At 73.5% G+C, this 23,215-nt stretch carries 24 protein-coding genes and 1 pseudogene; 13 read left to right on the top strand and 12 right to left on the bottom strand.

Features of this window, described 5'->3' with window-relative positions:
* Positions 1-52 precede the first annotated feature (52 nt).
* The 3 genes from VGI02_RS13555 to VGI02_RS13545 all read left to right on the top strand — a co-directional run bounded on the left by VGI02_RS13555 (position 53) and on the right by VGI02_RS13545 (position 2,682).
* Positions 53-496 carry a DUF3099 domain-containing protein gene (locus VGI02_RS13555; RefSeq protein WP_331627912.1) on the top strand — a complete coding sequence of 148 codons (444 nt, stop codon included), beginning with the start codon at positions 53-55 and terminating at the stop codon, positions 494-496.
* 55 nt (positions 497-551) lie between these two features.
* Positions 552-806: a DUF3039 domain-containing protein gene (locus VGI02_RS13550; RefSeq protein ID WP_331627911.1), complete on the top strand. Its 255-nt coding sequence runs from the start codon at positions 552-554 to the stop codon at positions 804-806.
* Between the two features lie 112 nt (positions 807-918).
* Positions 919-2,682 carry a DEAD/DEAH box helicase gene (locus VGI02_RS13545; protein WP_331627910.1) on the top strand — a complete coding sequence of 588 codons (1,764 nt, stop codon included), beginning with the start codon at positions 919-921 and terminating at the stop codon, positions 2,680-2,682.
* A 386-nt stretch (positions 2,683-3,068) separates the two neighbouring features.
* On the opposite strand, the gene VGI02_RS13540 is transcribed toward VGI02_RS13545, so the two are convergent.
* Entirely contained in the window at positions 3,069-3,263 is a 195-nt protein-coding gene (locus VGI02_RS13540; RefSeq protein WP_331627909.1) for a DUF7455 domain-containing protein, read from the bottom strand.
* 185 nt (positions 3,264-3,448) lie between these two features.
* On the opposite strand from VGI02_RS13540, the gene VGI02_RS13535 reads away from it, so the two are divergent.
* Positions 3,449-4,339, top strand: a complete 891-nt coding sequence (locus VGI02_RS13535; RefSeq protein WP_331627908.1) for an EamA family transporter — start codon at positions 3,449-3,451, stop codon at positions 4,337-4,339.
* 55 nt (positions 4,340-4,394) lie between these two features.
* The gene (locus VGI02_RS13530) at positions 4,395-5,780 is read left to right on the top strand and encodes a type I glutamate--ammonia ligase (protein WP_331627907.1); all 1,386 of its coding nucleotides are present in this window, start codon (positions 4,395-4,397) and stop codon (positions 5,778-5,780) included.
* Here VGI02_RS13530 and VGI02_RS13525 read toward each other — a convergent pair.
* A complete protein-coding gene (locus VGI02_RS13525; RefSeq protein WP_331627906.1) occupies positions 5,777-6,733 on the bottom strand; it encodes an aldo/keto reductase in 957 nt (318 codons plus the stop codon). The two genes, VGI02_RS13530 and VGI02_RS13525, sit on opposite strands and share 4 nt — an antisense overlap.
* A gap of 116 nt (positions 6,734-6,849) precedes the next feature.
* On the opposite strand from VGI02_RS13525, the gene VGI02_RS13520 reads away from it, so the two are divergent.
* Positions 6,850-7,320, top strand: a complete 471-nt coding sequence (locus VGI02_RS13520) for an HAD family hydrolase (protein ID WP_331627905.1) — start codon at positions 6,850-6,852, stop codon at positions 7,318-7,320.
* A 66-nt stretch (positions 7,321-7,386) separates the two neighbouring features.
* On the opposite strand, the gene VGI02_RS13515 is transcribed toward VGI02_RS13520, so the two are convergent.
* From VGI02_RS13515 to VGI02_RS13495, 5 genes are all read right to left on the bottom strand, one after another.
* Positions 7,387-8,166 carry an inositol monophosphatase family protein gene (locus VGI02_RS13515; protein WP_331627904.1) on the bottom strand — a complete coding sequence of 260 codons (780 nt, stop codon included), beginning with the start codon at positions 8,164-8,166 and terminating at the stop codon, positions 7,387-7,389.
* A 63-nt stretch (positions 8,167-8,229) separates the two neighbouring features.
* Positions 8,230-8,544, bottom strand: a complete 315-nt coding sequence (locus VGI02_RS13510) for a hypothetical protein (RefSeq protein WP_331627903.1) — start codon at positions 8,542-8,544, stop codon at positions 8,230-8,232.
* A gap of 75 nt (positions 8,545-8,619) precedes the next feature.
* Positions 8,620-8,847 carry a hypothetical protein gene (locus VGI02_RS13505; RefSeq protein WP_331627902.1) on the bottom strand — a complete coding sequence of 76 codons (228 nt, stop codon included), beginning with the start codon at positions 8,845-8,847 and terminating at the stop codon, positions 8,620-8,622.
* Between the two features lie 53 nt (positions 8,848-8,900).
* The gene (locus tag VGI02_RS13500) at positions 8,901-10,571 is read right to left on the bottom strand and encodes a serine/threonine-protein kinase (protein WP_331627901.1); all 1,671 of its coding nucleotides are present in this window, start codon (positions 10,569-10,571) and stop codon (positions 8,901-8,903) included.
* Between the two features lie 100 nt (positions 10,572-10,671).
* A complete protein-coding gene (locus VGI02_RS13495; RefSeq protein WP_331627900.1) occupies positions 10,672-11,265 on the bottom strand; it encodes a dihydrofolate reductase family protein in 594 nt (197 codons plus the stop codon).
* A 128-nt stretch (positions 11,266-11,393) separates the two neighbouring features.
* Here VGI02_RS13495 and VGI02_RS13490 point away from each other — a divergent pair, with 128 nt between their 5' ends.
* Positions 11,394-12,473 carry an RNA polymerase subunit sigma-70 gene (locus VGI02_RS13490; protein ID WP_331627899.1) on the top strand — a complete coding sequence of 360 codons (1,080 nt, stop codon included), beginning with the start codon at positions 11,394-11,396 and terminating at the stop codon, positions 12,471-12,473.
* Positions 12,474-12,675: 202 nt separating this feature from the next.
* Here VGI02_RS13490 and VGI02_RS13485 read toward each other — a convergent pair whose 3' ends face one another.
* From VGI02_RS13485 to ppgK, 3 genes are all read right to left on the bottom strand, one after another.
* A complete protein-coding gene (locus VGI02_RS13485; protein WP_331627898.1) occupies positions 12,676-14,595 on the bottom strand; it encodes a caspase family protein in 1,920 nt (639 codons plus the stop codon).
* A gap of 342 nt (positions 14,596-14,937) precedes the next feature.
* The gene (locus VGI02_RS13480; RefSeq protein WP_331627897.1) at positions 14,938-16,317 is read right to left on the bottom strand and encodes an RNA polymerase sigma factor; all 1,380 of its coding nucleotides are present in this window, start codon (positions 16,315-16,317) and stop codon (positions 14,938-14,940) included.
* Positions 16,318-16,556: 239 nt separating this feature from the next.
* A complete protein-coding gene (gene ppgK, locus VGI02_RS13475; protein ID WP_331627896.1) occupies positions 16,557-17,312 on the bottom strand; it encodes a polyphosphate--glucose phosphotransferase in 756 nt (251 codons plus the stop codon).
* Positions 17,313-17,369: 57 nt separating this feature from the next.
* Here ppgK and VGI02_RS13470 point away from each other — a divergent pair, with 57 nt between their 5' ends.
* A complete protein-coding gene (locus VGI02_RS13470; protein WP_414638259.1) occupies positions 17,370-18,212 on the top strand; it encodes an inositol monophosphatase family protein in 843 nt (280 codons plus the stop codon).
* A 51-nt stretch (positions 18,213-18,263) separates the two neighbouring features.
* On the opposite strand, the gene cei is transcribed toward VGI02_RS13470, so the two are convergent.
* Complete coding sequence (cei, locus tag VGI02_RS13465; RefSeq protein WP_331627894.1) at positions 18,264-18,893, bottom strand: envelope integrity protein Cei; 630 nt, start codon at positions 18,891-18,893, stop codon at positions 18,264-18,266.
* A 293-nt stretch (positions 18,894-19,186) separates the two neighbouring features.
* Between cei and VGI02_RS13460 the strand changes: the two genes are divergently transcribed.
* Positions 19,187-19,489, top strand: a complete 303-nt coding sequence (locus VGI02_RS13460) for a DUF4193 domain-containing protein (protein WP_179793927.1) — start codon at positions 19,187-19,189, stop codon at positions 19,487-19,489.
* Positions 19,490-19,622: 133 nt separating this feature from the next.
* Here VGI02_RS13460 and VGI02_RS13455 read toward each other — a convergent pair whose 3' ends face one another.
* Positions 19,623-20,123 (bottom strand): DUF3093 domain-containing protein, encoded by a 501-nt coding sequence (locus tag VGI02_RS13455; RefSeq protein WP_331627893.1) that lies wholly within the window; start codon positions 20,121-20,123, stop codon positions 19,623-19,625.
* Between the two features lie 143 nt (positions 20,124-20,266).
* Between VGI02_RS13455 and dut the strand changes: the two are divergent.
* The 4 genes and pseudogenes from dut to VGI02_RS13435 all read left to right on the top strand — a co-directional run.
* Positions 20,267-20,695 (top strand): annotated as a pseudogene (dut, locus tag VGI02_RS13450) (dUTP diphosphatase); the annotation flags it as partial.
* A 165-nt stretch (positions 20,696-20,860) separates the two neighbouring features.
* Positions 20,861-21,586, top strand: a complete 726-nt coding sequence (locus VGI02_RS13445) for a DUF3710 domain-containing protein (protein ID WP_331627892.1) — start codon at positions 20,861-20,863, stop codon at positions 21,584-21,586.
* Between the two features lie 80 nt (positions 21,587-21,666).
* Positions 21,667-22,044: an OB-fold nucleic acid binding domain-containing protein gene (locus tag VGI02_RS13440; protein ID WP_331627891.1), complete on the top strand. Its 378-nt coding sequence runs from the start codon at positions 21,667-21,669 to the stop codon at positions 22,042-22,044.
* A 193-nt stretch (positions 22,045-22,237) separates the two neighbouring features.
* Positions 22,238-23,005: a DUF3159 domain-containing protein gene (locus VGI02_RS13435; protein ID WP_331627890.1), complete on the top strand. Its 768-nt coding sequence runs from the start codon at positions 22,238-22,240 to the stop codon at positions 23,003-23,005.
* Positions 23,006-23,215 lie beyond the last annotated feature (210 nt).

Here is a 23,215-nt window from a genome sequence, read left to right as displayed (position 1 = left end):
GCGTGCCGATGGGCACCCGCGGTGGGACAGTGAGGTGTGGGGAGGTGATGCCGTGAACCGGCGTCACGAGGACGACCCGGTGTTGATCACCGAGGCGCAGGTCTCGTTCGACGAGGAGTTCGCCGCTCGCAAGCGGCGGTACTCCGTCATCATGGCGTGCCGCATCCCCTGCCTGTTGCTGGCCGGGGTGTTCGGCATCTGGTTCAACCTGCCGCTGGTGGCGGTGCTGTTCATCGTGCTCTCGGTCCCGCTGCCGTGGGTGGCGGTGCTGATCGCCAACGACCGGCTCCCGCAGAAGGCGGGCAAGGTCAACCGGTACCGGTCGGACCGCAAGGCGCTGCCCGAGGTGAGCGAGGCCCAGATCATCGAGGCCGCCGAGGTCCTCGACGCACGCTCGCACCGCACCGACGGGCCGCGCCAGGAGCAGCAGGACGGCCCGGACCACGAACCGCCGCGCACGGAGCAGGCGCCGCCGCGCACCGGCACGGACGGCTGAGGACGATCTCCGGAGCGGTCGCACCGAACCGGACGCCGTGGGGCATCATGGAGGCATGAGCCAGACCGCGGTGCTCCCCGACGTCCGCCCCGAGGGCACGGACCGCACGAACGACGACGACCCGAAGGTCTTCCACTACGTCCGCAAGGACAAGGTGGTCGAGAGCGCCGTCATGGGCTCGATGGTCGTCGCGCTGTGCGGGGAGACCTTCCCGGTCACCCGGTCGCCGAAGCCCGGGTCGCCGGTGTGCCCGGCCTGCAAAGAGATCTTCGAGAAGATGCCCAGCGGCGGTGGCGACGACGACGAGTGAGGCCTGACCTCGCCTCGTCCACCCCACCCGCTCCCCGGACCGCCGCGGCGGTCCGCCCGGTGCCCGGCGTCCGGCACCGGATGTCCCTGGCCACGTCCCGCCCCGGAGGGTCATGACCACGCGCGCGCCCCGCAGGAACCCCGGCCTCCCGACGGAGGCCGGCGGCCCCCCACCGCCGGCTCCGCCGCTGCGCCAGTGGCAGCGCCGCGCGCTGACCCGCTACCTGGCCGACCGGCCGAAGGACTTCCTCGCCGTCGCGACGCCCGGCGCCGGGAAGACGACCTTCGCGCTCAAGGTCGCCTCCGAACTGCTCGGTGACCGCAGCGTCGACACCGTGACGATCGTCTGTCCCACCGAGCACCTGAAGCACCAGTGGGCGCTGGCCGCCACGCGCGCGGGGATCGCGATCGATCCCGAGTACTCCAACTCGGTCGGGAAGATGTCGGCGGACTTCCACGGGGTCGCGGTGACCTACGCCCAGGTGGCCGCGCACCCGGTGCTGCACATGAACCGCACCGAGGGCCGCCGCACCCTGGTGATCTTCGACGAGATCCACCACGCCGGGGACGCCAAGAGCTGGGGCGAGGCCACCCGCGAAGCGTTCGCGGGGGCGACGCGACGTCTGGCGCTCACCGGGACGCCCTTCCGCTCCGACGACAGCCCGATCCCGTTCATCACCTACGAGCCCGACTCCGCCGGGGCCCTGCGCTCGCGGGCCGACCATTCCTACGGCTACGCCGACGCGCTCGCCGACGGCGTCGTGCGGCCCGTGGTCTTCCTCGCCTACTCCGGGCAGGCGAGCTGGCGGACCAGCGCCGGCGACGAGATGACGGCGCGGCTGGGCGAGCCGCTGACGGCCGAGCACACCGCCCGGGCGTGGAAGACCGCCCTGGACCCCAAGGGTGACTGGATGCCCGCGGTCCTGCAGGCCGCGGACACCCGGCTGACGCAGCTGCGCTCCGGCGGCATGGCCGATGCGGGCGGCCTGGTCATCGCGACCGACCACATCACGGCGAAGGCGTACGCGAAGATCCTGGCGCGGGTGGCGGGGGAGGAGCCCGTCGTCGTGCTCTCCGACGACCCGAAGGCCTCCTCGCGGATCGCGGCCTTCGGGGAGTCGAACGCCCGGTGGCTGGTCGCGGTCCGGATGGTCAGCGAGGGCGTCGACGTCCCGCGCCTCGCGGTCGGGGTGTACGCGACGAGCGCCTCCACGCCGCTGTTCTTCGCCCAGGCCGTCGGCCGCTTCGTCCGGTCCCGGCGGGCGGGGGAGACGGCGTCGGTGTTCCTGCCCTCGGTCCCGACGCTGCTGGGGCTGGCCAGCGAGCTGGAACTGCAGCGCGATCACGTGCTCGGCGAGCCGCACCGGCCGAAGGAGGGCCTGGACGACGAGCTGATCGAGCAGGCCAACCGCACCGAGGACGAGCCGGGCGAGCAGGAGAAGAGCTTCGAGGCGCTCTCGGCGGACGCGGAGCTCGACCAGCTCATCTACGACGGCGCCTCGTTCGGCACCGCGGCCGGGTCGGGCAGCGCGGAGGAGCAGGACTACCTGGGCCTTCCGGGCCTGTTGGACCCCGACCAGGTGCGCGCGCTGCTCCGGAAGCGCCAGAGCGAGCAGCTCGACGAACAGGGGAAGCAGGTTTCGTCCGATCCGACGCCGGTGCCGCCGCCCACCCGGTCCAAGCCCGGCGCGGCCGAAAAGCTCAAGGAGTTGCGCCGCGAACTGAACACCCTCGTGGCCGCCCACCATCACCGCACCGGCGCCCCGCACGGCGCGATCCACGGGGATCTCCGCAAGGCCTGCGGTGGCCCGGCGACCCCGGTCGCGACGGCCGAACAGATCGAGGAGCGCATCACGACCCTGCGGTCGTGGCGCTGATCGCGGTTCCGACGCATCGTGGTCGTGTGTGCGACGTCACACCCGATCTTGCCGAACACAGCCGGTGTCGATCACGCTGCGATACGTGGTCGTCATGGGCGACACAGCGCTGTCACACACCGTCGCCGTCGTGGCGGGTGCCGCCGGGCCGGATTCCCGGCCCCGGCGCGACGCGCGATGAGCGCACGGACCACCCGACCGGGCACGTCGCCGCGGCGACCCGGGCGTGTCACCGTCGTCCGTCCGGCCCGGCTGCCGGAGATCCCGGCCGTGCGCGGCGCCGGACCCCCACACACGACGACGGCGGGCGGGGACCGTGGTGGTCCCCGCCCGCCGTCGTATCAGGGCTTCGAGCGGCGAGGTCGTCGCCGCTGGTCAGCGCGGTGTCACACAGCCTCGCCGGCCTGCACGTCGATGGAGAGCTCCTTCAGCTTCGCCTCGTGGGCTCGGGCGTGATGCCCGCAGAAGAGCAGCTCTCCGCCGGAGGGCAGGATCGCGCGAACCAAGGCCGCTGCACCGCAACGGTCGCATCGGTCCGAGGCGGTGAGTTCTGGCCGGGTCAGGGTTCCGGGCATCGTCATCTCCCTCCGTTCGGGAACCGGTGGGGGAACCGGTCCCGCAGGCTTCGGCCGAGTGACCGTCGCCCCTCCACTGTGTCAGAACCGGACGACGACCGCTCGTGTTCACGCGGTGCTTCGTCGTCGGTCACATACCGCTTATCGCCGTTCAGCGACCGTTGTTATCGGGTACGGCGGGGAATCACACGATGGTGAGTCGATCTTCCGCGACGAGTGGTCTTCCGGCGCCCTTACTGTTCGTGATCGGCGGGGCCTCGATGTACGTGGGCGCGGCGCTCGCCGTGGGCCTGTTCGACAAGGCGTCACCGGCCGGTGTCGCCTGGTTACGGCTCGCGGGCGCGGCCGCGGTGCTCGCGGTCTGGCGGCACGCCGCGGCGTGGTCCGGACGGCCGCGTCGGCGTTGGTCCGGACGGCGGGTGGCCCTGGCGGGCGCGTTCGGTCTGGTGACCGCCGGGATGAACATCGTCTTCTACGAGGCGATCGCCCGTCTGCCACTCGGCACGGCGGTCGCGATCGAGTTCGCCGGGCCGGTGCTCGTCGCCGCGCTGGGCTCGCGCGGCAGGCGGGACTGGCTGGCGCTGGGACTCGTCGTCGTCGGGGTCGGCCTGATCGCCGATGTCCGGCTGGAGGGATCGCCCGTCGGCGTCGCCTTCGCGCTGGCGGCCGCGCTGGCCTGGGCCGGTTACATCGTGCTCGGCACCCGGGTCGCGCGTGCGGCGGGCTCCGCGGGCGAGGGGATCGACGGGCTCGCGGTCGGGTTCGTCGTGGCGACGGTGGTGCTCTCGCCCCTCGCGCTCACCGTCGGCCCGATCGCCGCCTCACCCTGGCTGCTCGGTTCCGCGCTGACGCTCGGAGTGCTCTCGTCGGTGGTGCCCTACGTGCTCGACCAGGTGGTGCTGCGCCGGGTCGGGCGGGCCCGCTTCGCGCTGCTGCTGGCGCTGCTGCCGCTGACGGCGACCCTCGTCGGTCTCGTCGGGCTCGCCCAGGTTCCCGCACCGCTGGAGGCGGTCGGGATCGCGGCGGTCGTCGGCGGCGTGGCGCTGCGCCGGGAGTCGCCCGCCGCCCGCGGTGCTGACTAGCCTGACCGCGAATGTCGTGCCGTGGAGATGTCGTGCCGACGAGAGGTGGGGGACCGTGACCGCTGGGAACGACGAGGCTCGCGAGCGGGGGCGGGAACTGGCGGCCGCGCTGGCGGCCGACGGGGTGGCCGGCGTGATCGTCGCGTGGGCGGACAACAACGGCATCCCGCGCTCGCGCACCGTCCCGGTCGCGACGCTGCCGCAGGTCGCGGCCACCGGGGTCGGGGTGACCACGCTGTTCGCGGTCTTCGACACCAACGACGCCATCACGTTCGCCGCTCCCGGCCTGCAGACGCCCTCCGGCGACGTCCGGCTCGTCCCGCAGCTCGACCGCGTGACCCGGCTCGCCGGCCAGCCCGCGTTCGCGTGGGCCCCCGGGCGCCAGGTCACCGCCGACGGCGGGCCCTGGGCGTTCGACCAGCGCTCGGTGCTCGAGCGCGTCGTGGAGCGCCTCGCGGGCGACGGCTACTCGGCGCTGGTCGGCTACGAGATGGAGTTCGGCGTCTTCGAGCAGCCGCAGGACCAGGACGACGACGCGCTCGTCCCCGCCCACCCCGGCCCGGCCTACAGCCCGCACGCGCTGCTGCCGATCGACGACTTCGTCGCCTCGGTGATGCGCGACTGCGAGGCCAACGGCCTGCGCCTCGGGCAGGTCCACGCCGAGTACGGACCGGCGCAGGTCGAGATGTCCCTCGCGGCGACCGACCCGGTCACCGCCGCCGACCAGCAGCTGCTGGCCCGCCAGACGGTGCTCGCCGCCGCCGAGGCGCACGGCCTGCGGGTGTCGTTCGCGCCGCTGCCGACCCTCGCGGGCGCGGGCAACGGCTGGCACGTGCACACCTCGCTGTGGCGCGACGGCGAGAACCTGCTCGCGGGCGGCCCGGAGGGCCCGCGCGGGTCGGCGGGCGGTGCCTACATCGCCGGGTTGCTGCGTGACCTGCCCGCGCTGGCCGCGGTCACGGCGCCCTCGGTCGGGTCGCTCGCCCGCCTCCGCCCCGGCTTCTTCGCCGGCGCCTTCGCGTTCTGGGGCGTCGAGAACCGCGAGGCCCCGCTGCGCTACCTCCCAGGGTCCGCGCTGCTCGGCGAGGACCACGCGAACCTCGAGCTCAAGGTCTCCGACGCGTCCGCCAACCCCTACCTCGCCCTCGCGTCCGTGCTGACGGCCGGCGCGGCGGGCGTCGAGGAGAACCTCGCTCCGCCCGCCCCGGTGGGCGAGGACCCGGGTACCTGGAAGAAGAAGCAGCGCGCCGCGGCCGGGATCGAGCGGCTCCCGGCGAGCCAGGCCGAGCAGGAGGAGGCGCTCGCCGCCAACCCGCGGATCGCGGGGGCGATCGGCGAGGAGCTCCTCGGCGCGTTCCAGGCCGTGCGGCGCGCCGACGCCGCCTGGGCCCAGGAGCTGGAGACCGAGGAGGTCCTCGCCGCCTGGCGGTGGAAGTACTAGTCCCTCGCGCGGGTCAGGGCACCCAGCTCGGCGTCGCTCAGCGTCAGCTGCGCGGCCGGGAGGATCTCGGCCAGCTGGTCGAGGGTGCGGGCGGACGCGATGGGCGCGGCCACCGTCGGCTGCGCGGCCAGCCACGCCAGGGACACCGCGGCCACCGGCACCCGGTGCGCCGCGGCGATCTCGTCGAGCACCCCGAGCAGCGCCACCCCGCGCTCGTCGAGGTAGCTGCGGGCGCCCTCGGCGCGGGCGTTCGCCATCGTGCCCGTGGCCGCGCCTGTGTCGACCTCGCCACCGGACGGGCGGTACTTGCCCGTGAGGAAGCCCTTCGCGAGCCCGAAGTACGGGTAGCAGACCAGGCCCTCCCGGCCGACCAGTGACGCCTGCTCGCCCTCGTAGTCGTGCTCCACGAGGTTGTAGTGCGGCTGCACGGCGGCGAAGCGCGCGAGGTCGTGCTTGTCGGCGAGCTCCAGCGCGCTCGCCAGCCGGTCGGCGTCGAAGTTCGACGCCCCGATCGCGCGGACCTTCCCGGCGCGCACGAGCTCGTCGAAGGCGCCGAGGTAGTCCTCCTGCGGGGTGTCGGGGTCGTCGCGGTGGGCGTAGTAGAGATCGATGTGGTCGGTCTGCAGGCGGCGCAGCGAGTCGTCGCACGCCGCGCGGATGTTGTCGGGGCCGAGGCCCTTGTGCTCGGCCCACGACCCGACCTTCGTCGCGATCACGACGTCGTCGCGGCGGCCCCGCCGCGCCAGCCAGCGGCCGATCACCGACTCGGACTCGCCGCCGGAGAGCCCCTCGGCCCGGGCCATGTAGCTGTCCGCGGTGTCGATCATGCGTCCGCCCGCGTCGACGAACGCGTCGAGCAGTGCGAAGGAGGCGGTCTCGTCGGCGGTCCAGCCGAAGACGTTGCCGCCGAGGCACAGGCCGGTGGGGAGCGTGGGGGACGGGGAAGCGGTCATGTGTGCGGCGTACCCCGATGACGGCGGGCAGACCCTGCATGCAAGCTGGGGATCTTGGTCACGGCGGCCCACCCGTGGCAGCGTCCGCCGCAGTCGATCAGAGGTCAGGAGGCGGCGTGGAGACCGATCTCGAGGAGCTGCTCGCGGACATGGCGTCGCTCGGGGAGGCGCCGACCCTGCTGGTCGCCTGCGGCTTCGACGGCGCCCTCTCGCCCGACGGCGACGACCGCGCCGTGCAGCAGTCGTCCGAGGCGCTCAACGTGCTGCTCGCGCTCCCGGGCACGACGGTCGCCATCGTCTCCCGGCGCCCGGGCGAGGAGGTCTCCGAGCTGATGTTCCTCTCCGGCGCCAAGGGCGGACTGCGGACCTGCGGCCCCGGCGAGGTGCCCGCGCTGCGTCGCGAGGTCGGCGGGGTCGCCCTGGTGATCGACGTCGATCCGGAGTCGCTGGCCGGGCTCGCCCCGAGCGACGTCGGTGTGCTGGTCGACGACGACGAGGATCCCGACGACGACGGCCTGCGCCGGATCGCGGACGCCGACGAGGTCATCGAGGTCCTCGAGGAGCTGGTGTCGGTCCGGCGTCCCTGACCGGTCCCGGCCGGGCCCTCAGCCCCGGAGAGCTTCAGCCCCGGAGAGCTTCAGCCCCGGAGAGCCTCAGCCCCGGAGAGCCTCGAGGACGGCGGCGTGCACCGTCGGGCGGGCGATGAGCAGGTCGGGGGAGTACGGGTCGTCCTGCCCGTACGGCACCTCGGTGCCGTCGATCCGGGTCGCCCGCAGCCCCGCGGCCATCGCGACCGCCATCGGCGCCGCGTTGTCCCACTCGTACTGGCCCCCCGAGTGCAGGTACACGTCGGCCTCGCCGTCCAGGACGGCGAGCGTCTTCACGCCCGCCGCGGACCGCCGGACCAGCCGGACCGCGAACGCCCGCTCGACCGCCCGGAGCTCGATCGGCGGGCGCGACCGGCTCACCGTCACGGCGAGAGAACCATCGGCGGGCAGCGGGTCGTCCGGGATCGGCTCGACCGTCCCGGAGTCCACCAGTGCGTCCATCCCCGGCACCGAGACCGCGCCCGCCGCCAGGCGCCCGTCGACCACGAGCGCGACGTGCACGCCCCACTCCTCGGTGCCCCGGCCGAAGCCGCTCGAGCCGTCGAGGGGGTCGACGATCCAGAGCCGGTGCGCCCCGTGCCACGTCCTCGGGTCGAGCGAGCCCTCCTCGGAGAGCACCGCGTCGTCGGGACGGCGCCGAGCGAGCTCGCGGGCCAGGTAGGCGTGCGCGTCGGCGTCGCCTGCGTACTCGCGGTCGCGGCCGGGCGGGGTCCGGTCCCGCAGCTCCAGCAGCAGCTCGCCCGTCGCCGCGGCCAGCTCGCGGGCGAGGGCGGCGTCCTCGGCCGTCGCGGGACTGCCGGGGGTCAGGACGTCTGCTGCGCTCACCCTCCGATCTTCGCCTACGACGACGACCGCGTGCCCGGCGGCGGGGTCGCGGTGGTCACGCGGTCACGGCGTCACGGCGTCACGGCGTCTCGGCGTCTCGGCGGCCACGAGCACGCGGGCGAGCTCGTCGAGCACGGCGGAACGTGCCTCGTCGTTCTCCGGGCCGGTCTGGGGTACCTGGTCGAGCAGCAGCCGCGCCAGGCTGGCCAGGCTCACCACCTGCGCCGCGAACTCCTCGGGTCCCCCGAGCTCGCCCAGCAGGCCCGCGACGGCGTCGAGGTCACCGCCGTCCATGGCGCGGATGACGGCGACCGACCGCTCGTGGACGGTGGCGGGATCGGGACCGGGCAGCTCGTCGGCGTCGGGGTGCTGGGACATGGTCGACAGCATCGCAGGCGAGCAGGACGCCCCGGCCCCGGACCTGGCCGCTCGAGGACCTGGCCGCTCGAGGACCTAGCCGCTCGACCCGGAGCGCAGGGCCATCAGCGCGTAGCCGGACACGCCCGCAATCACCGCGCACACCGCCAGGAGCACCGCGAAATACCAGGCCCCGGTCGCGATGTACATGACCAGCCAGATGATCCCGGCGACGACGTTGAAGCCGAGCCCGAACTGGTACCGGCGGCGCTCCTCGGGCCGGACCCGCTCGCTTCGGGCACCGGGCCCCAGGAAGTCGTCCACGCCCACCACGGTAGCGACGACCGTGGGCGGCCCCCAGGGGCGGACCGTTCCGCTCACCGGCTCGTGAGGACCTGGCTCCCGTCGATCTTCCAGATCCCGTCCTGACGCACCAGCCGGAAGAGAGTCCGCTCCTCGCTGCTACGCCCCCCGTCGTGGACGTAGGTGACGGTGGCGTCGACCGTGTCGTCCGCGCCCGGCGACACCCCGCGCACGGTGACCTGTTGCACGGTGCCCCAGAAGCCGGAGTAGCCGGCGAAGCCGCCCGCGGTGTTCTGCTGGTACCCGGGGGTGAGGCGCTCCCAGCCGTCCGGCAGATCCGACGGGATCCGCGCGTAGTAGTCGATGATCGCCTGCTGCTGCTCGATCTGGTCGGGGGTGCCCGGCGCCGGCGCCGCGGTGCCGGTGCCGGTGCCGGTGCCGGAACCGTCACCGGAGGCCTGGTCGCTCCCGGTCGAGCCGGGTTCGCCCGCGGTCGTCGGGGCGGGACCGGTCGCGCCGATGGTGGCGCCGTCGCCGCCCGTCCGCCCCAGGACGAGGGCGACCGCGACGGCGGCCCCGAGCAGGAGGACCGCGAGACCGATCCCGAGCCGACGTCGCCGGCGCCGGCGCCGGCGCGCCCCGTCGTCGGGCCCGTCCTCGTCGTCGAACCGGCCGACGACGGTGTCGGAGGCGGAGGGGGTCCGCTCCCTCGCGGCCTGGGCCGTCGGCGGGGTGCGGGTGGGCGGCCCCGACGGGCTCGCCGTGGCGAGGGCGACCCGGCCCGCCTCCCGGACGGGGGTCGCACCGGGGCCACCCTGCCCGGAGCCGTCCCTCGACGGCGAGGCAACGAGCGGCGGCGGCGTGACCGGCAGCGTCGGACCCGTCGGCTCGCGTCGCGCCTCGGGCCACTCGTCGGTCTCGGCGTCCACGGCGGCGAGCCGTCCGAGCTCGTCGCGCACCTGGTGCATCTCCGGACGGCGCGCCGGGTCGCCCGCGAGCAGGCGCTCGAGCAGGGGCGTGAGGGCCCCGCCGTGGCGGGGCGGGGTGTACTCGCCCGTCGCGACGCGGTGGAGCTGGGCGAGGGCGTTCTCGCCCTGGCCGAACGGCGGCTCGCCCTCCACGGCCGCGTAGATCGTGGATCCCAGCGAGTAGACGTCGGACCGGAAGTCGGCCTCGGCGCCGCGGGCGACCTCCGGGGCGAGGTAGGCCGGGGTGCCGGCCATCATCCCCCCGGAGGTGATCGTGGCCTCGTCGACGGCGCGGGAGATGCCGAAGTCGGTCACCTTGACCACGTTGGCGTGACCGAGCAGGACGTTGCCCGGCTTGACGTCGCGGTGGACGATGCCGGCCTCGTGGGCGGCGGCGAGCGCCGCAGCGACCTGGTGCCCGACGCTGGCCGCCACCGCCGGGGACAGCACCCCGTGGGCGGTGACCGCCTCCGACAGGCTCTGGGACGGCAGGTACTCCATCACCAGCCAGGGCTCGCTGTCGTGGTCGACGACGTCGAACACCGCGATCGCGTTCGGGTGGTGCAGCCGCGCGAACAGCCGACCTTCGCGCATCACCCGGCGGTAGGCCCGTTCGCGGGTCGGGTCGTCGACCCCGCTGGGGAGGAGGACCTGCTTGAGGGCGACCGTGCGTCGCAGGGTCTCGTCCTCGGCCCGCCACACCACGCCCATCGCCCCGCTGCCGACCTGCGTGGAGAGTCGATAACGCCCGGCGATGAGCTGGTCGTCCTGGGCCACCCGGCCCTCCTCACCCTCGTGCGTCCCGACGCGTAGGGAGAGTTGCCCATCCGGGCGTCCGGGTATACGCCGGACCCGGTGGCGACATCGGCGGCGAGCTCTAGGAGAGCCCCGCCGGGCCCGCGGTCCCGCGGCGGTAGGTGAGCAGGACCAGGCCCTCGCCGACGAGCCGGGTGTCGACGAGGCGCAGCGGTATCACCCCGCCGGCCTCTCCGAGGAGACGCCGGCCCGTCCCGAGCAGCACCGGGTGCACGGTGAGCCGCAGTTCGTCGACGAGGTCGTGCTCGAGCAGCGTGGGCACGAGCCGGCTGCTGGCGTAGACGACGATCTCGCCCTCGACCCGCTGCTTCAGCGCCGAGACCTCCTCGACGACCTCGCCGCGGAGCACCGTCGCGTTGCTCCACCGCGGCGTGTCGAGCGTCGCCGACACGACGTACTTGGGCATCCCGTTCAGGCGGTCCGCCCACTCGCCGCTGCGCGTGAGCCACCGCGTCGCGAACCACTCGTCGCTGCGTCGGCCGAGCAGCAGGGCCTCGGCCTCGAGCGCCTCCTTGCGCTCGAGCTCGGCCCACTCCCCGCGGTCCGCCTCGCTCGAGCGCAGGAACCAGCCGCCGCCCTCGGAGCCCTCGTCGCCCATCGGATCCTGCACGACTCCGTCGAGCGTGACGTTCTCGCTGATGACGATCTTTCCCATGGTGGTCCTCCTGGTGCCGGTGTGGTGCGGTCACCGGGATCGACACCGTGGCCGCACCGAAGGGGTCGCCGCGCGCCGAGCGCCCCGTCCGCCCCGGCCCCGGTGTCCGTACCTGACGGAGGTGCCCGATGGAAGGCGGTGAGGTGACGGTGGACGGCGGCGACCTGATGGCCCGTGCGCGGCGCGGCGAGGGTGCCGCGTTCGAGGAGCTGGTCGAGCCCCACCGGCGGGAACTGCGGGTGCACTGCTACCGGATGCTCGGGTCCTTCCAGGAGGCCGAGGACGTCCTCCAGGACACGCTGCTCGCCGCCTGGCAGGGCTTCGGCGGCTTCGAGGGTCGGGCGTCGATGCGCACCTGGCTCTACCGGATCGCCACGAACCGGTGCCTCAACGCACGCCGGGCGGCCGCGCGCCGCCCGGTCGCGGGATGGGACATCCCCGGCGTGGAGCCCCCTGAGCCGACCCGGCTCGGCGAGGTCACGTGGCTCGAGCCGTTCCCGGACGCCCTGCTCGACGGTGCGCTGGACCGGCCGCCCGGGCCGGAGGCCAGGTTCGAGCAGCGCGAGGCGATCTCGCTGGCCTTCGTGACCGCCCTGCAGACGCTGCCGCCGCGCCAGCTCGCGGTGCTCGTCCTGCGCGACGTCCTCGCGTTCCGCGCCGACGAGGTGGCCGGGATGCTCGGCACCAGCGTGGAGGCGGTCAAGGGCGCCCTCAAGCGGGCGCGGGCCGGCCTGCGGGAGCGGTGGTCGGCCGACGAGCCCGCGCAGCCGATGCAGCCGGCCGGGTCGCCTGCGCAGGACGCGGTGGTCGCCGCCTTCGTCCGCGCGTGGGAGGCCGCGGACGTCGAGGCGCTGGTGGCCGTCCTGACCGAGCACGTCGTGACCTCGATGCCGCCGCTGCCCTTCGAGTACCAGGGTCGCGGCGTCGTGGCGCGCTTCTTCGCCGCGCTCTTCGACGCGGGCCGGCGGTTCGACCTCGTCCCGACCGGGGCCAACGGCCAGCCCGCCTTCGGCGCCTACCTGCGCGCAGCGGACGGCACCCGTCCCGCGACCGGGCTCTACGTGCTCACGCTCACCGGCCCCCGGATCGGCGCCCTGGTCCGCTTCGACGCGACGGTGCTCCCCGGGTTCGGGCTGCCGTCGTCCCTCCCGACGAGGGTCGTCAGACCCCCGTCGTCGAGCCGGGCCGCAGGATCATCAGGACGGTGACCGCGACCCACAGCAGGTTGAACGCCCCGGTCGTGGCGGCGAGACGTTCGGTGAGCGCGGCGACACCGCGAAGATCGTGTGGGCGGTCCTCGTGCTTGTGCCCGTCCCGCCGTTCGTCAACGTGCTCACCCGGGGGCGAGCTCCGGGAGCTCCGCCAAGTCGGCCGTGCCGCGGCGGTAGGTGAGCGGGACTGGCCGTCGTTCTACAGGAGGCCGGCCGGTTCGTAGGCCGTCAGCAGGCGTCGGCTGTCGCCTGCGGGCTCGAGCGTCGGGGTCTGGCCCGTCTCGATGGTCCCGAGGATGTGTTGGAGGAACTCGACGTTGGTCCATGCGGACGCGTCGGGGTCCCGCAGCAGCCGCGTCGCCGCCGTCGTGAAGTGGCCGTGCCCGTCACTCTCGAGCGCGACCTGAAAGTCGCGGCAGGCCGAGAAAGATACGTTGGTCATCGGGACGGCTCCGGTGGCCGGCCGCGCGGTGACCCGGGACCGATGGGTGCGCCGGTACTGACGGTGACTGCGGTCCCGGTCGGCGCTGCGGGACAGGTAACGGACCGAGGCGGCACCCGTCTCCACGCGGGGCCGCTCGACGCGGAGCATCCGTGTGTTGCTCTCGGAGTAGCAGCAGTCCATGAAGCACGTCAGATTGCCGCCCGCCGGGACCGCCGAGAAGACGGCCCGCAGGTCGTCGTCGATGATGAACGCGCCGTCGCCGAAGTCAATCGGGACGATCGCCTCGTCAAGGTGGTCGGTGGTCTCATCGCCGTCCGCGTCGGGGACCTGGGTGCCGTGGCCGGAGTACTGGAGGACTCCGATGTCCCCCGGCCCGGTGGCGGCGACCAGCCTCCGGATCCCGTCGAGCATCTGCTGACGCGTCGCCTGCTGGTCGACGAGCGTCGCGACCTCGAAGCCCCGTTGCCGCAGGACCTCCGCCCACTCGTGTGCGTCCGCGACGCAACCGCCCAGCGAGTTCGGCGCCGGATAGGCGTCGATGCCGATGCAGAGGGCGCGCTTGGCCGGCCGGGCCGACGCGCTGCCCGCCACGAGCAGCGGTGGACGACGGTCGGTGCTCACGGCGCGGGTGGCCGCGACGTAGGGGGACGAGGGCTGGGCCACTCCCCGGATCGCGCGGACCAGGCTGTTCATCGTGTCGGGGTCGTTGTCGAATCCGCCGTGCGATGTCGATGACGACTCGCCGGGGGTCACCGACCACACGATCTTCGCCGGCTCGGCACTTCCCGGACGGAACAGCTCGCTGAGCCCGGCATCGGCGTTGACCGAATCCTCGAGTCCGAGAATCGGTGTCTCCGGTTGCGGCTCGAGGGCGCGATTGATCAGGTACAGCAGCGACTTGTGGTAGAAGTCGACGCCGCCTGCGCTGCACACGTCGTCGAGCTCGAACTCCCGGTGCATCGTGTACATCGTCAGCGACTCGATGTACGCGCCGATCAGCGAGATCAATCCGTCCTTGAACGTCTCGATGGTGATCGCCGGGGCCAACAATGACAACGAACGGAACGGCGGGACCTCGACCGTCTGGGCCCGGGCGAGGAAATAGCGGTGGAAGATCGCCCCCGCGCTGTGCCCGACGGCGTGGAGCTCGAGATCGCGACGGGAGTCGCACAGCTCCTTCAGCAGGACGGCTGTCCGCGTCGCGCCACCGTCGTCCCGCGACGCGTACTCGGCGCTCGTCTTCATCGCCGACCAGACCTTGGGCCCGCCCAACGCCCGTGCCGTCGCCTCGACCAGGGGATCGATCGTCAGATCCCAGAAGTCCCGGGACAGCGCGCGGACATCCTCGTGCCGGCCGAGGAGCTGACCGAGGGTGTCGAACAGTCCGCTCTCCCACACGAAGAAGATCGGATAGACCCCGTTGTCGAGCCAGAACGGGATCTGGTCGGCGGCGCTCCCGAGGCCCTCCGATTCGTCGACGAGGCCGCCGTGGGCCCAGAAGACGACCGAGGGCGAGGCGGCCGTCTCCAGCCAGGCGGGCAGATGCGTCCGGAAGATCTCCTGGATGTCCGCGTCACTGGTGGCGTACGTGCCACCGGACGACAGCCGGCCCTGGTTGAGGTTGATGACGTGGGGTCGGAGGCGGGCAATGACCTCCGGTGGCAGGGTCGACACCGATTCCCCCTGGTTGGCGTCCGTGGCCGATCGAGCAATCGAGTGAAGCACGCCACACCGACACTCTCCGTCCGCCGCTCGGGTAGGACGAAACGGCCGAACGGGTCGGCACTCGTCAGCCCCCCGTCGTCGCCGACGAGGGCGACCGCCTGCGGCGGGCCGGGCAACGGGTCATCGACGCGGTCGACGAGGACCCGCGGGCGCAGCTCGACGACGGGGCCCGCGCCGCCCTGACGGGTGCGCCGGCCGCCCTGCTGCGCCCCGGGACCGACACCGGGCCCGGAACGACGACCGGCCCGGCCACCTCGTGGAGGTGACCGGGCCGGCTCGTCGTCGGTGGACCTAGTCCAGGTAGTCGCGCAGCACCTGCGAGCGCGACGGGTGGCGCAGCTTCGACATCGTCTTCGACTCGATCTGGCGGATGCGCTCACGCGTCACGCCGTAGACCTGGCCGATCTCGTCGAGGGTGCGCGGCTGGCCGTCGGTGAGGCCGAAACGCAGGCGCACGACGCCGGCCTCGCGCTCGGAGAGCGTCGCCAGGACCGACTGCAGCTGGTCCTGCAGCAGCGTGAACGACACCGCGTCGACCGCCACGACGGCCTCGCTGTCCTCGATGAAGTCACCGAGCTGCGAGTCGCCCTCGTCACCGATGGTCTGGTCCAGCGAGATGGGCTCCCGGGCGTACTGCTGGATCTCCAGCACCTTGTCCGGGGTGATGTCCATTTCCTTGGCCAGCTCTTCCGGGGTGGGCTCGCGACCCAGGTCCTGGAGCAGCTCACGCTGTATGCGGCCGAGCTTGTTGATGACCTCCACCATGTGCACCGGGATGCGGATGGTGCGGGCCTGGTCGGCCATCGCGCGGGTGATCGCCTGACGGATCCACCACGTCGCGTACGTCGAGAACTTGTAGCCCTTGGTGTAGTCGAACTTCTCGACCGCACGGATCAGACCGAGGTTGCCTTCCTGGATCAGATCCAGGAACGCCATGCCGCGGCCGGTGTAGCGCTTGGCCAGCGAGACGACCAGCCGGAGGTTCGCCTCGAGCAGGTGGGACTTGGCGCGCTCGCCGTCGCGGACGATCCACCGCAGGTCGCGCCGCATCTGCGTCGCGAGCTCCTGCTCGGCCTCGGCGACCTTGCGCAGCCGCTCCGCCGCGTAGAGGCCGGCCTCGATCCGCTTGGCGAGCTCGACCTCCTCCTCGGCGTTGAGCAGCGCCACCTTGCCGATCTGCTTGAGGTAGGCGCGGACCGAGTCGGCCGAGGCGGTGAGCTCGGCGTCCTTGCGCGCTTGGCGCAGCGCCTCGGACTCCTCCTCGTCCCAGACGAAGTCGCCGGACTTCTTGTCCTCCTCGGTGGGCTCCTCGGTCTCGACGTCGGTCGCCTCGACGACCTCCGCCCCGAGCGCCTCGACCTCGTCGGTCAGGTCCTCGGCCGCGGGAGCACCCTCCTCGAGCGCGGGCTCACCCTCGGGACCGTCGGGAGCCGCCTCGCCCTCGCCTGCGGCGTCGCCCTGACCGCCCGCCTTCTTGGCGGGGGCCTTCTTCGTGGGCTTCGCCGCGGCCGGCGCACCGGTCTTCGTGGACCGGGACTTGGTCCCGGACTTCGCCCGCGCCGGGGTGGCCACGGGAGCATCCGCCTCCTCGGCCACCACGGCGAGCGCGGAGGGCTGCTCTGCCGTGGCGGTGGTGGCGCGACGGCGGGAAGCGGAATCTGCGGCTGCCACGTACGACCTTTCGCGACGAACGACTGCGGGGCGGACACCGGATCGACGGACCTGGGACGAGCAGTCACGACGGGGCGTGTCGGGAACCGCTGCGAACCCGGATCCGGCGGTGTGCCGCCCTGGGCTGACAACCATTGTAACGACGCCGGGTGACCGCCGCCCGTACCTCACTCCGACCGGCCGTCGCGCCGCGTCGGCGGGGATCTTCCAGACGGCGGGTGCGGCAGCGAACGTGCAGGTCAGGGGCTGGTTCCCTCCACTGCGGCCATCGCGGCGCCGACGATCCCGGCCTGGTTCTGCAGCTGCGCGGGCACGATCTCGGTGCGTGCCTCGAGCAACGGCACCCACTTGTGCGGTTTCTTGCTCACGCCGCCGCCCAGGACGATCAGGTCCGGCGAGATCAGGTCCTCGAGGACCTGCAGGTAGCGCGAGAGTCGCTTCGCCCACTTCTCCCAGCTCAGGTCCTCGCGCTCGCGGGCCGCCGCCGAGGCGCGGGTCTCGGCGTCGTACCCGTTGACCTGCAGGTGGCCGAACTCGGTCGACGGGAGCAGGACGCCGTCGTGGAAGACCGCGCTCCCGATCCCGGTGCCGATCGTCAGCATGCAGACGACCCCCCGGCGGCCCTGTCCGGCGCCGAACCGCATCTCGGCGAGCCCGGCGGCGTCGGCGTCGTTGAGCACGTGGACGGCTCTGCGCCCGAGCCGCTCCCCGAACAGGGTGGCCGCGTCGGTGCCCGGCCAGGTCGGGTCGATGTTCGCCGCGGTGTGGGCGATGCCGTCCTTGACCACCGAGGGCAGTGTGATGCCGACCGCGCCCTCCCACTCGTGGGCCTCGACCACGGCGGCCACGGTGTCCGCCACCGCCTCCGGGGTCGCCGGGTGCGGAGTGTCGATCCGGACCCGTTCGGCGACCAGGTCACCGGTCCCCGTGTCGACGACGTTCCCCTTGACGCCGGTGCCCCCGACGTCCACCCCGAGCCGCCATGCGTCGTTCACTTCGGTCCCCTCTCGCACTGGCGGGGAATCGTAGTCGCGTGTGGTCCGATGACACCCGTGAACGATCAGGTGGATGCCCGCGAGCTGGAGAAGCTCTCGGTGGAGGTGGCCCAGGAGGCGGCGGAGCTCGCCCTCGCGGTACGCGACCGGGTGATCGGCGGCAGTTCGGTGGCCGATCTGCCGACGAAGAGCTCAGCCACCGACGTGGTGACCGCGGGCGATCAGGAGTGCGAGGCCCTGGTCCGCGAGCGCCTGGGCGTCCTGCGCCCCCGGGACGTGGTGCTCGGGGAGGAGGGCGGCGCCGACGCCGAGCCCGCCCCCGGCCAGGTGCGCTGGATCGTCGACCCGATCGACGGCACCGTGAACTACGCCCACGGGCTGCCCTGGTTCGCCGTCTCGCTCGGGGTCGAGGTCGACGGCCTGCCGCTGGCCGGGGCCGTCATCGAACCGGTGTCCGGGCGGGTGTGGAGCGCCGCCGCCGGCCACGGAGCCCAGCTCGACGGCAGGCCGCTGCGGGTCTCCGTGCTCGAGCGTCCCGGCCTCGCCGTCGTCGCCACCGGGCTCGCCTACGACCCGGCCCGCCGCCGGCGGCAGGCCGAGCTGGTGGCCCGGGTGGCGGGTGAGGTGGGCGACATCCGCCGTCAGGGCTGTGCCTCGCTGGACCTGTGCTCGGTCGCCGCGGGCTGGGTCGACGGCTACTACGAGCACGGGCTGCACCACTGGGACTGGGCCGCGGGGGCCCTGATCGCCGAGGAGGCGGGCGCGGTGGTGCGCCGGCCCCGCGCGGCCGGCGGTGACGACCCCGACGGCCTCGGCGCGGAGGCGGTCTTCGCGGCCGGACCGGGGATCGCGACCGCGCTGGCCGACCTGCTGCGCGCGTTGGGTGCCTCCGGCTTGTGAGCACTTTCCGGTGTCATAGCACCGGAAGGTGCTCACGAGGCCGGAGGCCACCTAGGCCGAGCAGTCGACCTCGCGCAGCTGGGAGAGCGCGCTCGCGTCGGTCCCGGGCACGGCACCCCCCGTGGAGTTGCCGCGGGTGAGTGCCTTGAGGGCGTCCTGCGCCCCCTGGCTCGGGGTGATGTCCCGGAAGTCGCTGCCGAGCGCGAGATCGACCGAGGCGCCCTGGCGGCTGTCCTCGACCAGCTCCGCGCACGGCACCACCAGCGAGAGGGTGCGCGCGGCCCCGGCGCCGTCCGGGCCGTACCGGATCTGGCCGACGCACGAGAGGTCCTGGGCGGGGTAGAGCGGGTCGTTGTCGGGCTCGCCCGCCTCCGGCATGCCGAGCTCGCCGAGCTCCACCGCGGCCAGCTGGGCCGATCCGCGCTGCCCGGCGCCGTTGAGGACCCGCACCGAGGAGTTCGTGGGGGCCGCGGCCTGCGTCGAGTCCAGCGCGCTGCGCGACTGCACCGTCCCGCCGCCGGTCGCGGGTGCGTTGCACGAGGTGACCGAGGTGGCGGTCGAGTTCACGAACACCACGATCCAGGTCAGGAGGCTGGCGATGGCGAGGACGAGCACCAGCAGGCCCATGGGCAGGAGGTGCCGGCGCCGGTACCCGACGGCCCGCGAAAGGGAGGCGGCCACGGGAGCCCACCCTAGAGGCGCGGGGTCCCCCGCTCGACGGCGCCGCACCGGGATCGTCGGCGGCAACCGGTCCGTGTCGGCCGACGAGCCCGACATCACACCTTCGGCCCAGCGGATCCGTGAGGCACTTCGGCGGTCCGTGGTTTACCCTTCCGCCGCCTCGCGGCGCGGCAGGTGTCAGCACCCGGCGCCGATGAGACCCGCGTCACTCGATGGCCCCGGCACAAACCGGTGCCGTCCCGCGTTGTGCAGCCGCACGACAACACCGCACGTACGAGGGTGGGACACACCATATGGCGACCGACTACGACGCCCCGCGCCGCAACGAGTCCGACGAGATCGGAGAGGACTCCCTCGAGGAGCTCAAGGCACGGCGCAACGAGGCGCAGTCCGCGGCTGTCGACGTCGACGAGACCGACACCGCGGAGAGCTTCGAGCTCCCGGGCGCCGACCTGTCCGGTGAGGAACTGACCGTCCGGGTGCTCCCGAAGCAGGCCGATGAGTTCACCTGCGGCAGCTGCTTCCTGGTGCACCACCGCAGCCGTCTGGCCGAGACCCGCGGAAACGCGTTCATCTGCCGCGACTGCGCGGCCTGACCTCACCGTCCACGGGTAGGCGTCCGACACGACGGGGCCGAACGAGGACACGGAACGACGACACGACGGGCCCGGCCCGGGAGCTCCCCGGTCCGGGCCTCTCGCGTGTCCGGACCCGTCCGGTCCCGGGCTGCTACTGCTCGCCGCGGATCGCCGCGAGCAGCCGATCGGGACGGCGGGTGGACACGACCCAGTAGGGCGTGGGGTCGTCCGGGTCCGTGATCTCGAGCCGGACGGCGGGCCCCACCCACCCCCGGTGCAGGACGTGCGCGGCCGGGTCGAGCTGCGGGCCCAGCGCCATCCGCTTGTCCTCGCCGCGGACGACGTCGGTGCGCCCGACGAAGCGGGTCGGGATGTGGGCGGGGCCCGCCCACAGCTCGCGCTCGCCGTCGGGACCCGGCCCGACGCCGACGCGGAGACGCCCGAGCCACCACAGCACGGCGACCGCGAGAGGCATGACGACGACGTACGGGATCCAGAAGGGCACGGCGGGAAGGCCCATGTTGCCCTCGAGGCCCACGAGCGCCCCCGCGAACAGGCCCGGCGGCCACGCCCACCAGGGCAGGCCGAGACGCTCGAGCCCGGGCGGGGGAGCGGTCGGGGCCGGGGCCGTGGAAGGACGGGATCGCGTCACGGTTCCCAGGGTAGGCGGCTCCGCGCGGTCCCGCGGTCGCGGCCTGGGCCCTGTGGGGCTGCGGCCAGGGCCCTGCTGACGTGGGCCGGAGCGGGTGGCCCCGGTGGGGCCGTCGTGATGCCCGGGTAATCTGGCCCACCGTGCTGGAGGTCGACCTGGTCCGCTTGGACCCGGGGCTGCCCGTGCCGGAGCGGGCACACCCCGACGACGCCGGTCTCGATCTGTGCACCCGCACCGACGTGGAGATCGCCCCGGGCGAGCGGGCCCTCGTCGGGACCGGGGTCTCGGTGGCCCTGCCGAGCGGCTACGCCGCGTTCGTGTGCCCGCGATCCGGACTGGCCGCCCGCGAGGGTCTCGGCCTGCTCAACGCCCCCGGGACGGTCGACGCCGGGTACCGCGGGGAGATCCAGGTCTGCCTGGTCAACCACGACCCGCGGCGGCCGGTGGTCCTCCGGCGGGGTGACCGCGTGGCCCAGTTGGTCATCCAGCGCGTCGAGCTCCCGACGGTGCGTGTGGTGGACGAGCTCCCGGCCTCCGGACGCGGCGCCGGCGGGTTCGGTTCCACCGGAGGATGGAGCCGGACGGGTGATCTCAGCCCTTCGATGTCACGAAACGGTCACGGGCAGGGTATTGAGGAGCCGGCACACGCGGCTGATGCCGCGATGGACCGTGATGGACAGGACGACGATGACGGCCGGGTCCGGCCGGCGACAGAGGAGCTCTGAGGTGGAGTGGTCGTGACCGATCCGGCGCGCGGTAAGCACCGCAAGGGCCGCATCTCGCAGGTGTCGCCGTCGGCGGACCCGGCGGGACGCCAGCACCACCAGCAACGCGGCCCGTGGGACTCCGAGGACGCTCCCCGGGACGGCCGGCTGCGCCTGGACCTGGGCTCCGTGCAGCTGCCCGTGCCGCCGAACGCGAAGCTCGTCTGCGAGCCCGACCCCACCGGCCCGCTGCGCGCGGTGCACGCCATGGTTCCCGAGGGCCGCCTGACGGTGAGCGCCTTCGCCGCCCCGCGCACCGGCGGCCTGTGGACCGAGCTCATCGAGGAACTGGCGAGCCAGCTCCAGGCCGAGGGCGCCACGATCCGGCGCGACCGTGGCGAGTGGGGCAAGGAGCTGGTGGCCCGCAACGGCGAGGTGGTGGCCCGCGTGGTCGCCGTCGAGGGCCCGCGCTGGCTGCTGCGCGGCGTCGCGACCGGGCCGGCCGAGCACGCCCTCACCCTGCACGGGATGCTGCGCGAGTTGATCCGCGGCACCGTCGTCGCGCGCTCCGAGGACCCGCTGCCCGTTCGTTCGCTGCTGCCCCTCGAGGTGCCCGAGGACGTGCCCGAGCCCTTCCGCGAAACGCTGTTCCAGTCGCTGCCCACCCGGCCCCGGCAGATCACGTCGCCGGACGGTCCCGTCATCCCGATGATGCTGCCGAACCAGGGGGAATCCGGGACCTCACCCGGGCGTTCTTGACGGGTTAGGCTGGCGTCGGACCCGATGGAGGGTCCGATCGGCACCGCGGAGGCCGCGGTGTCCTGCATGAGGAGCGGACGATGGGCAAGAGCTCGGGGTTCGTGTCGCGGATGGTCCGCAAGCTCACCTCCGACGTGTCCGATCTGGACGCCGAGGATCTCTCTGCCGAGGCGGAGCGCTCCGGGTGTCACCTGGCGAGCAACTGCGCGGGCTCCGGTGAGGCGATCACCGTGAAGGGTCGGCTGCGGTCGGTCGAGATCTGTCCGCGGGACTCCGTCGCGACGTTGGAGGCGGAACTCTTCGACGGGACCGACGGTGTCACCCTGGTGTGGATGGGCCGGCGGCGCATCCCCGGCATCGAGCCGGGGCGGACACTGCGGGCCAGTGGTCGGGTCGCCGTCCGCGATGGCCGCAAGGTCATCTACAACCCGTACTACGAGCTCCAGCGAGCGCCCTGAGGGGAGCACGACAATCCGCCACCCCGAGATCGGTCAGCCCCGGCACCAGGCCGGCGGCGCACGCCACGCGCGCCCGGACGAACCGCCCACGGAGGCTTTCACCGCCTCCGACGAGACGGACCCGGCCGGTGCCCGGGCGGTGGGACGACCGGTCGCCCCGCGGCCTGTGCGCCCGGATCCCCCGACGGCGCCGGTGGGGGGCCGAGCCGACCGGTCCGGGACCGCACCGGTCCGGGACGGGCGGGTCAGCCGCCACGCGTCGGACGCCGCCCGGGACGCCGACGACGACGCGGACGAGTCAGCCGACGCCGCCGAGGAACGCGCCCCCACGCTGCTCGAGCAGATGGGCGGGGTCACCGGGCTGATCTCCTCGGCGGTTCCGGTCGTGGTGTTCGTCATCGCCCAGGCGATCTTCCACACACTCGTCGCGTCGATCATCGCCGCGGTGGCCTCGGCCGTCGCGGTGGCCGTGTGGCGTCTGGTGCGCGGGGAGAAGCTGCAGCCAGCGTTCTCGGGGCTGTTCGGGGTCGCGGTGTGCGCGTTCATCGCGTGGCGTACCGGGCAGGCCAAGGGCTTCTTCCTGCTCGGCATCTGGACGAGCCTGCTCTACGGCGGTGTCTTCCTGATCTCGATGGTGGTGCGCCGGCCCCTCGTCGGGACGCTGTGGCACCTGGTCAACGGCGACGGGCAGGGCTGGCGCCACTCGCCCTACCTGCGCCGTGGGTACGACATCGCGACCCTGGCCTGGGTCATCGTCTTCGGGGCGCGGTTCGTGGTGCAGCGCTGGCTCTACGACTCCGCCTACGCCGACACCTGGTTGGGCTGGGTCCGCCTCGCGATGGGTGTGCCGCTCGCGGTGCTCGCCGCCGCGGTGACCGTCTGGGCCATCCGGCGGGCGACCGAGGAGGCGAAGTCCCGGGCCGACGACGCGGACGCCGAGGGCGACGCCGCGCCCGCCTGACGCGGAGCACGAGCAGCACCACGACGGCCAGGATCGTCGCCCGGGCCCCGTCCGGTGGGCAGGCCGAGCCCCGCGGCCGTGCGGTCCGGTCATGCGGCGTCGTGTCGGGGTGCGGGCAGTGACGCGCCGCCGGGGACGGGTCTTCGCTGCGGGTCGGTCCAGCGCGGTGGGGTGAACCACGGACGACCCTCGATCATCTCGATCTTCCAG

The organism is Actinomycetospora sp., assembly GCF_036497245.1.
Taxonomy (GTDB): Bacteria; Actinomycetota; Actinomycetes; order Mycobacteriales; family Pseudonocardiaceae; genus Actinomycetospora.
This window is presented reverse-complemented; position numbering and strand designations above follow the sequence as displayed.

What these genes read in the sequence shown, in the direction of transcription:
- VGI02_RS13540 (WP_331627909.1), bottom strand. Translation starts at nt 3,263, where the DNA reads ATGACGATGCCCGGAACCCTGACCCGGCCAGAACTCACCGCCTCGGAC.
- VGI02_RS13535 (WP_331627908.1), top strand. Translation starts at nt 3,449, where the DNA reads ATGGTGAGTCGATCTTCCGCGACGAGTGGTCTTCCGGCGCCCTTACTG.
- VGI02_RS13460 (WP_179793927.1), top strand. Translation starts at nt 19,187, where the DNA reads ATGGCGACCGACTACGACGCCCCGCGCCGCAACGAGTCCGACGAGATC.
- VGI02_RS13510 (WP_331627903.1), bottom strand. Translation starts at nt 8,544, where the DNA reads ATGTCCCAGCACCCCGACGCCGACGAGCTGCCCGGTCCCGATCCCGCC.
- VGI02_RS13525 (WP_331627906.1), bottom strand. Translation starts at nt 6,733, where the DNA reads ATGACCGCTTCCCCGTCCCCCACGCTCCCCACCGGCCTGTGCCTCGGC.
- VGI02_RS13490 (WP_331627899.1), top strand. Translation starts at nt 11,394, where the DNA reads ATGGAAGGCGGTGAGGTGACGGTGGACGGCGGCGACCTGATGGCCCGT.
- VGI02_RS13495 (WP_331627900.1), bottom strand. Translation starts at nt 11,265, where the DNA reads ATGGGAAAGATCGTCATCAGCGAGAACGTCACGCTCGACGGAGTCGTG.
- VGI02_RS13545 (WP_331627910.1), top strand. Translation starts at nt 919, where the DNA reads ATGACCACGCGCGCGCCCCGCAGGAACCCCGGCCTCCCGACGGAGGCC.
- VGI02_RS13550 (WP_331627911.1), top strand. Translation starts at nt 552, where the DNA reads ATGAGCCAGACCGCGGTGCTCCCCGACGTCCGCCCCGAGGGCACGGAC.
- VGI02_RS13440 (WP_331627891.1), top strand. Translation starts at nt 21,667, where the DNA reads ATGGGCAAGAGCTCGGGGTTCGTGTCGCGGATGGTCCGCAAGCTCACC.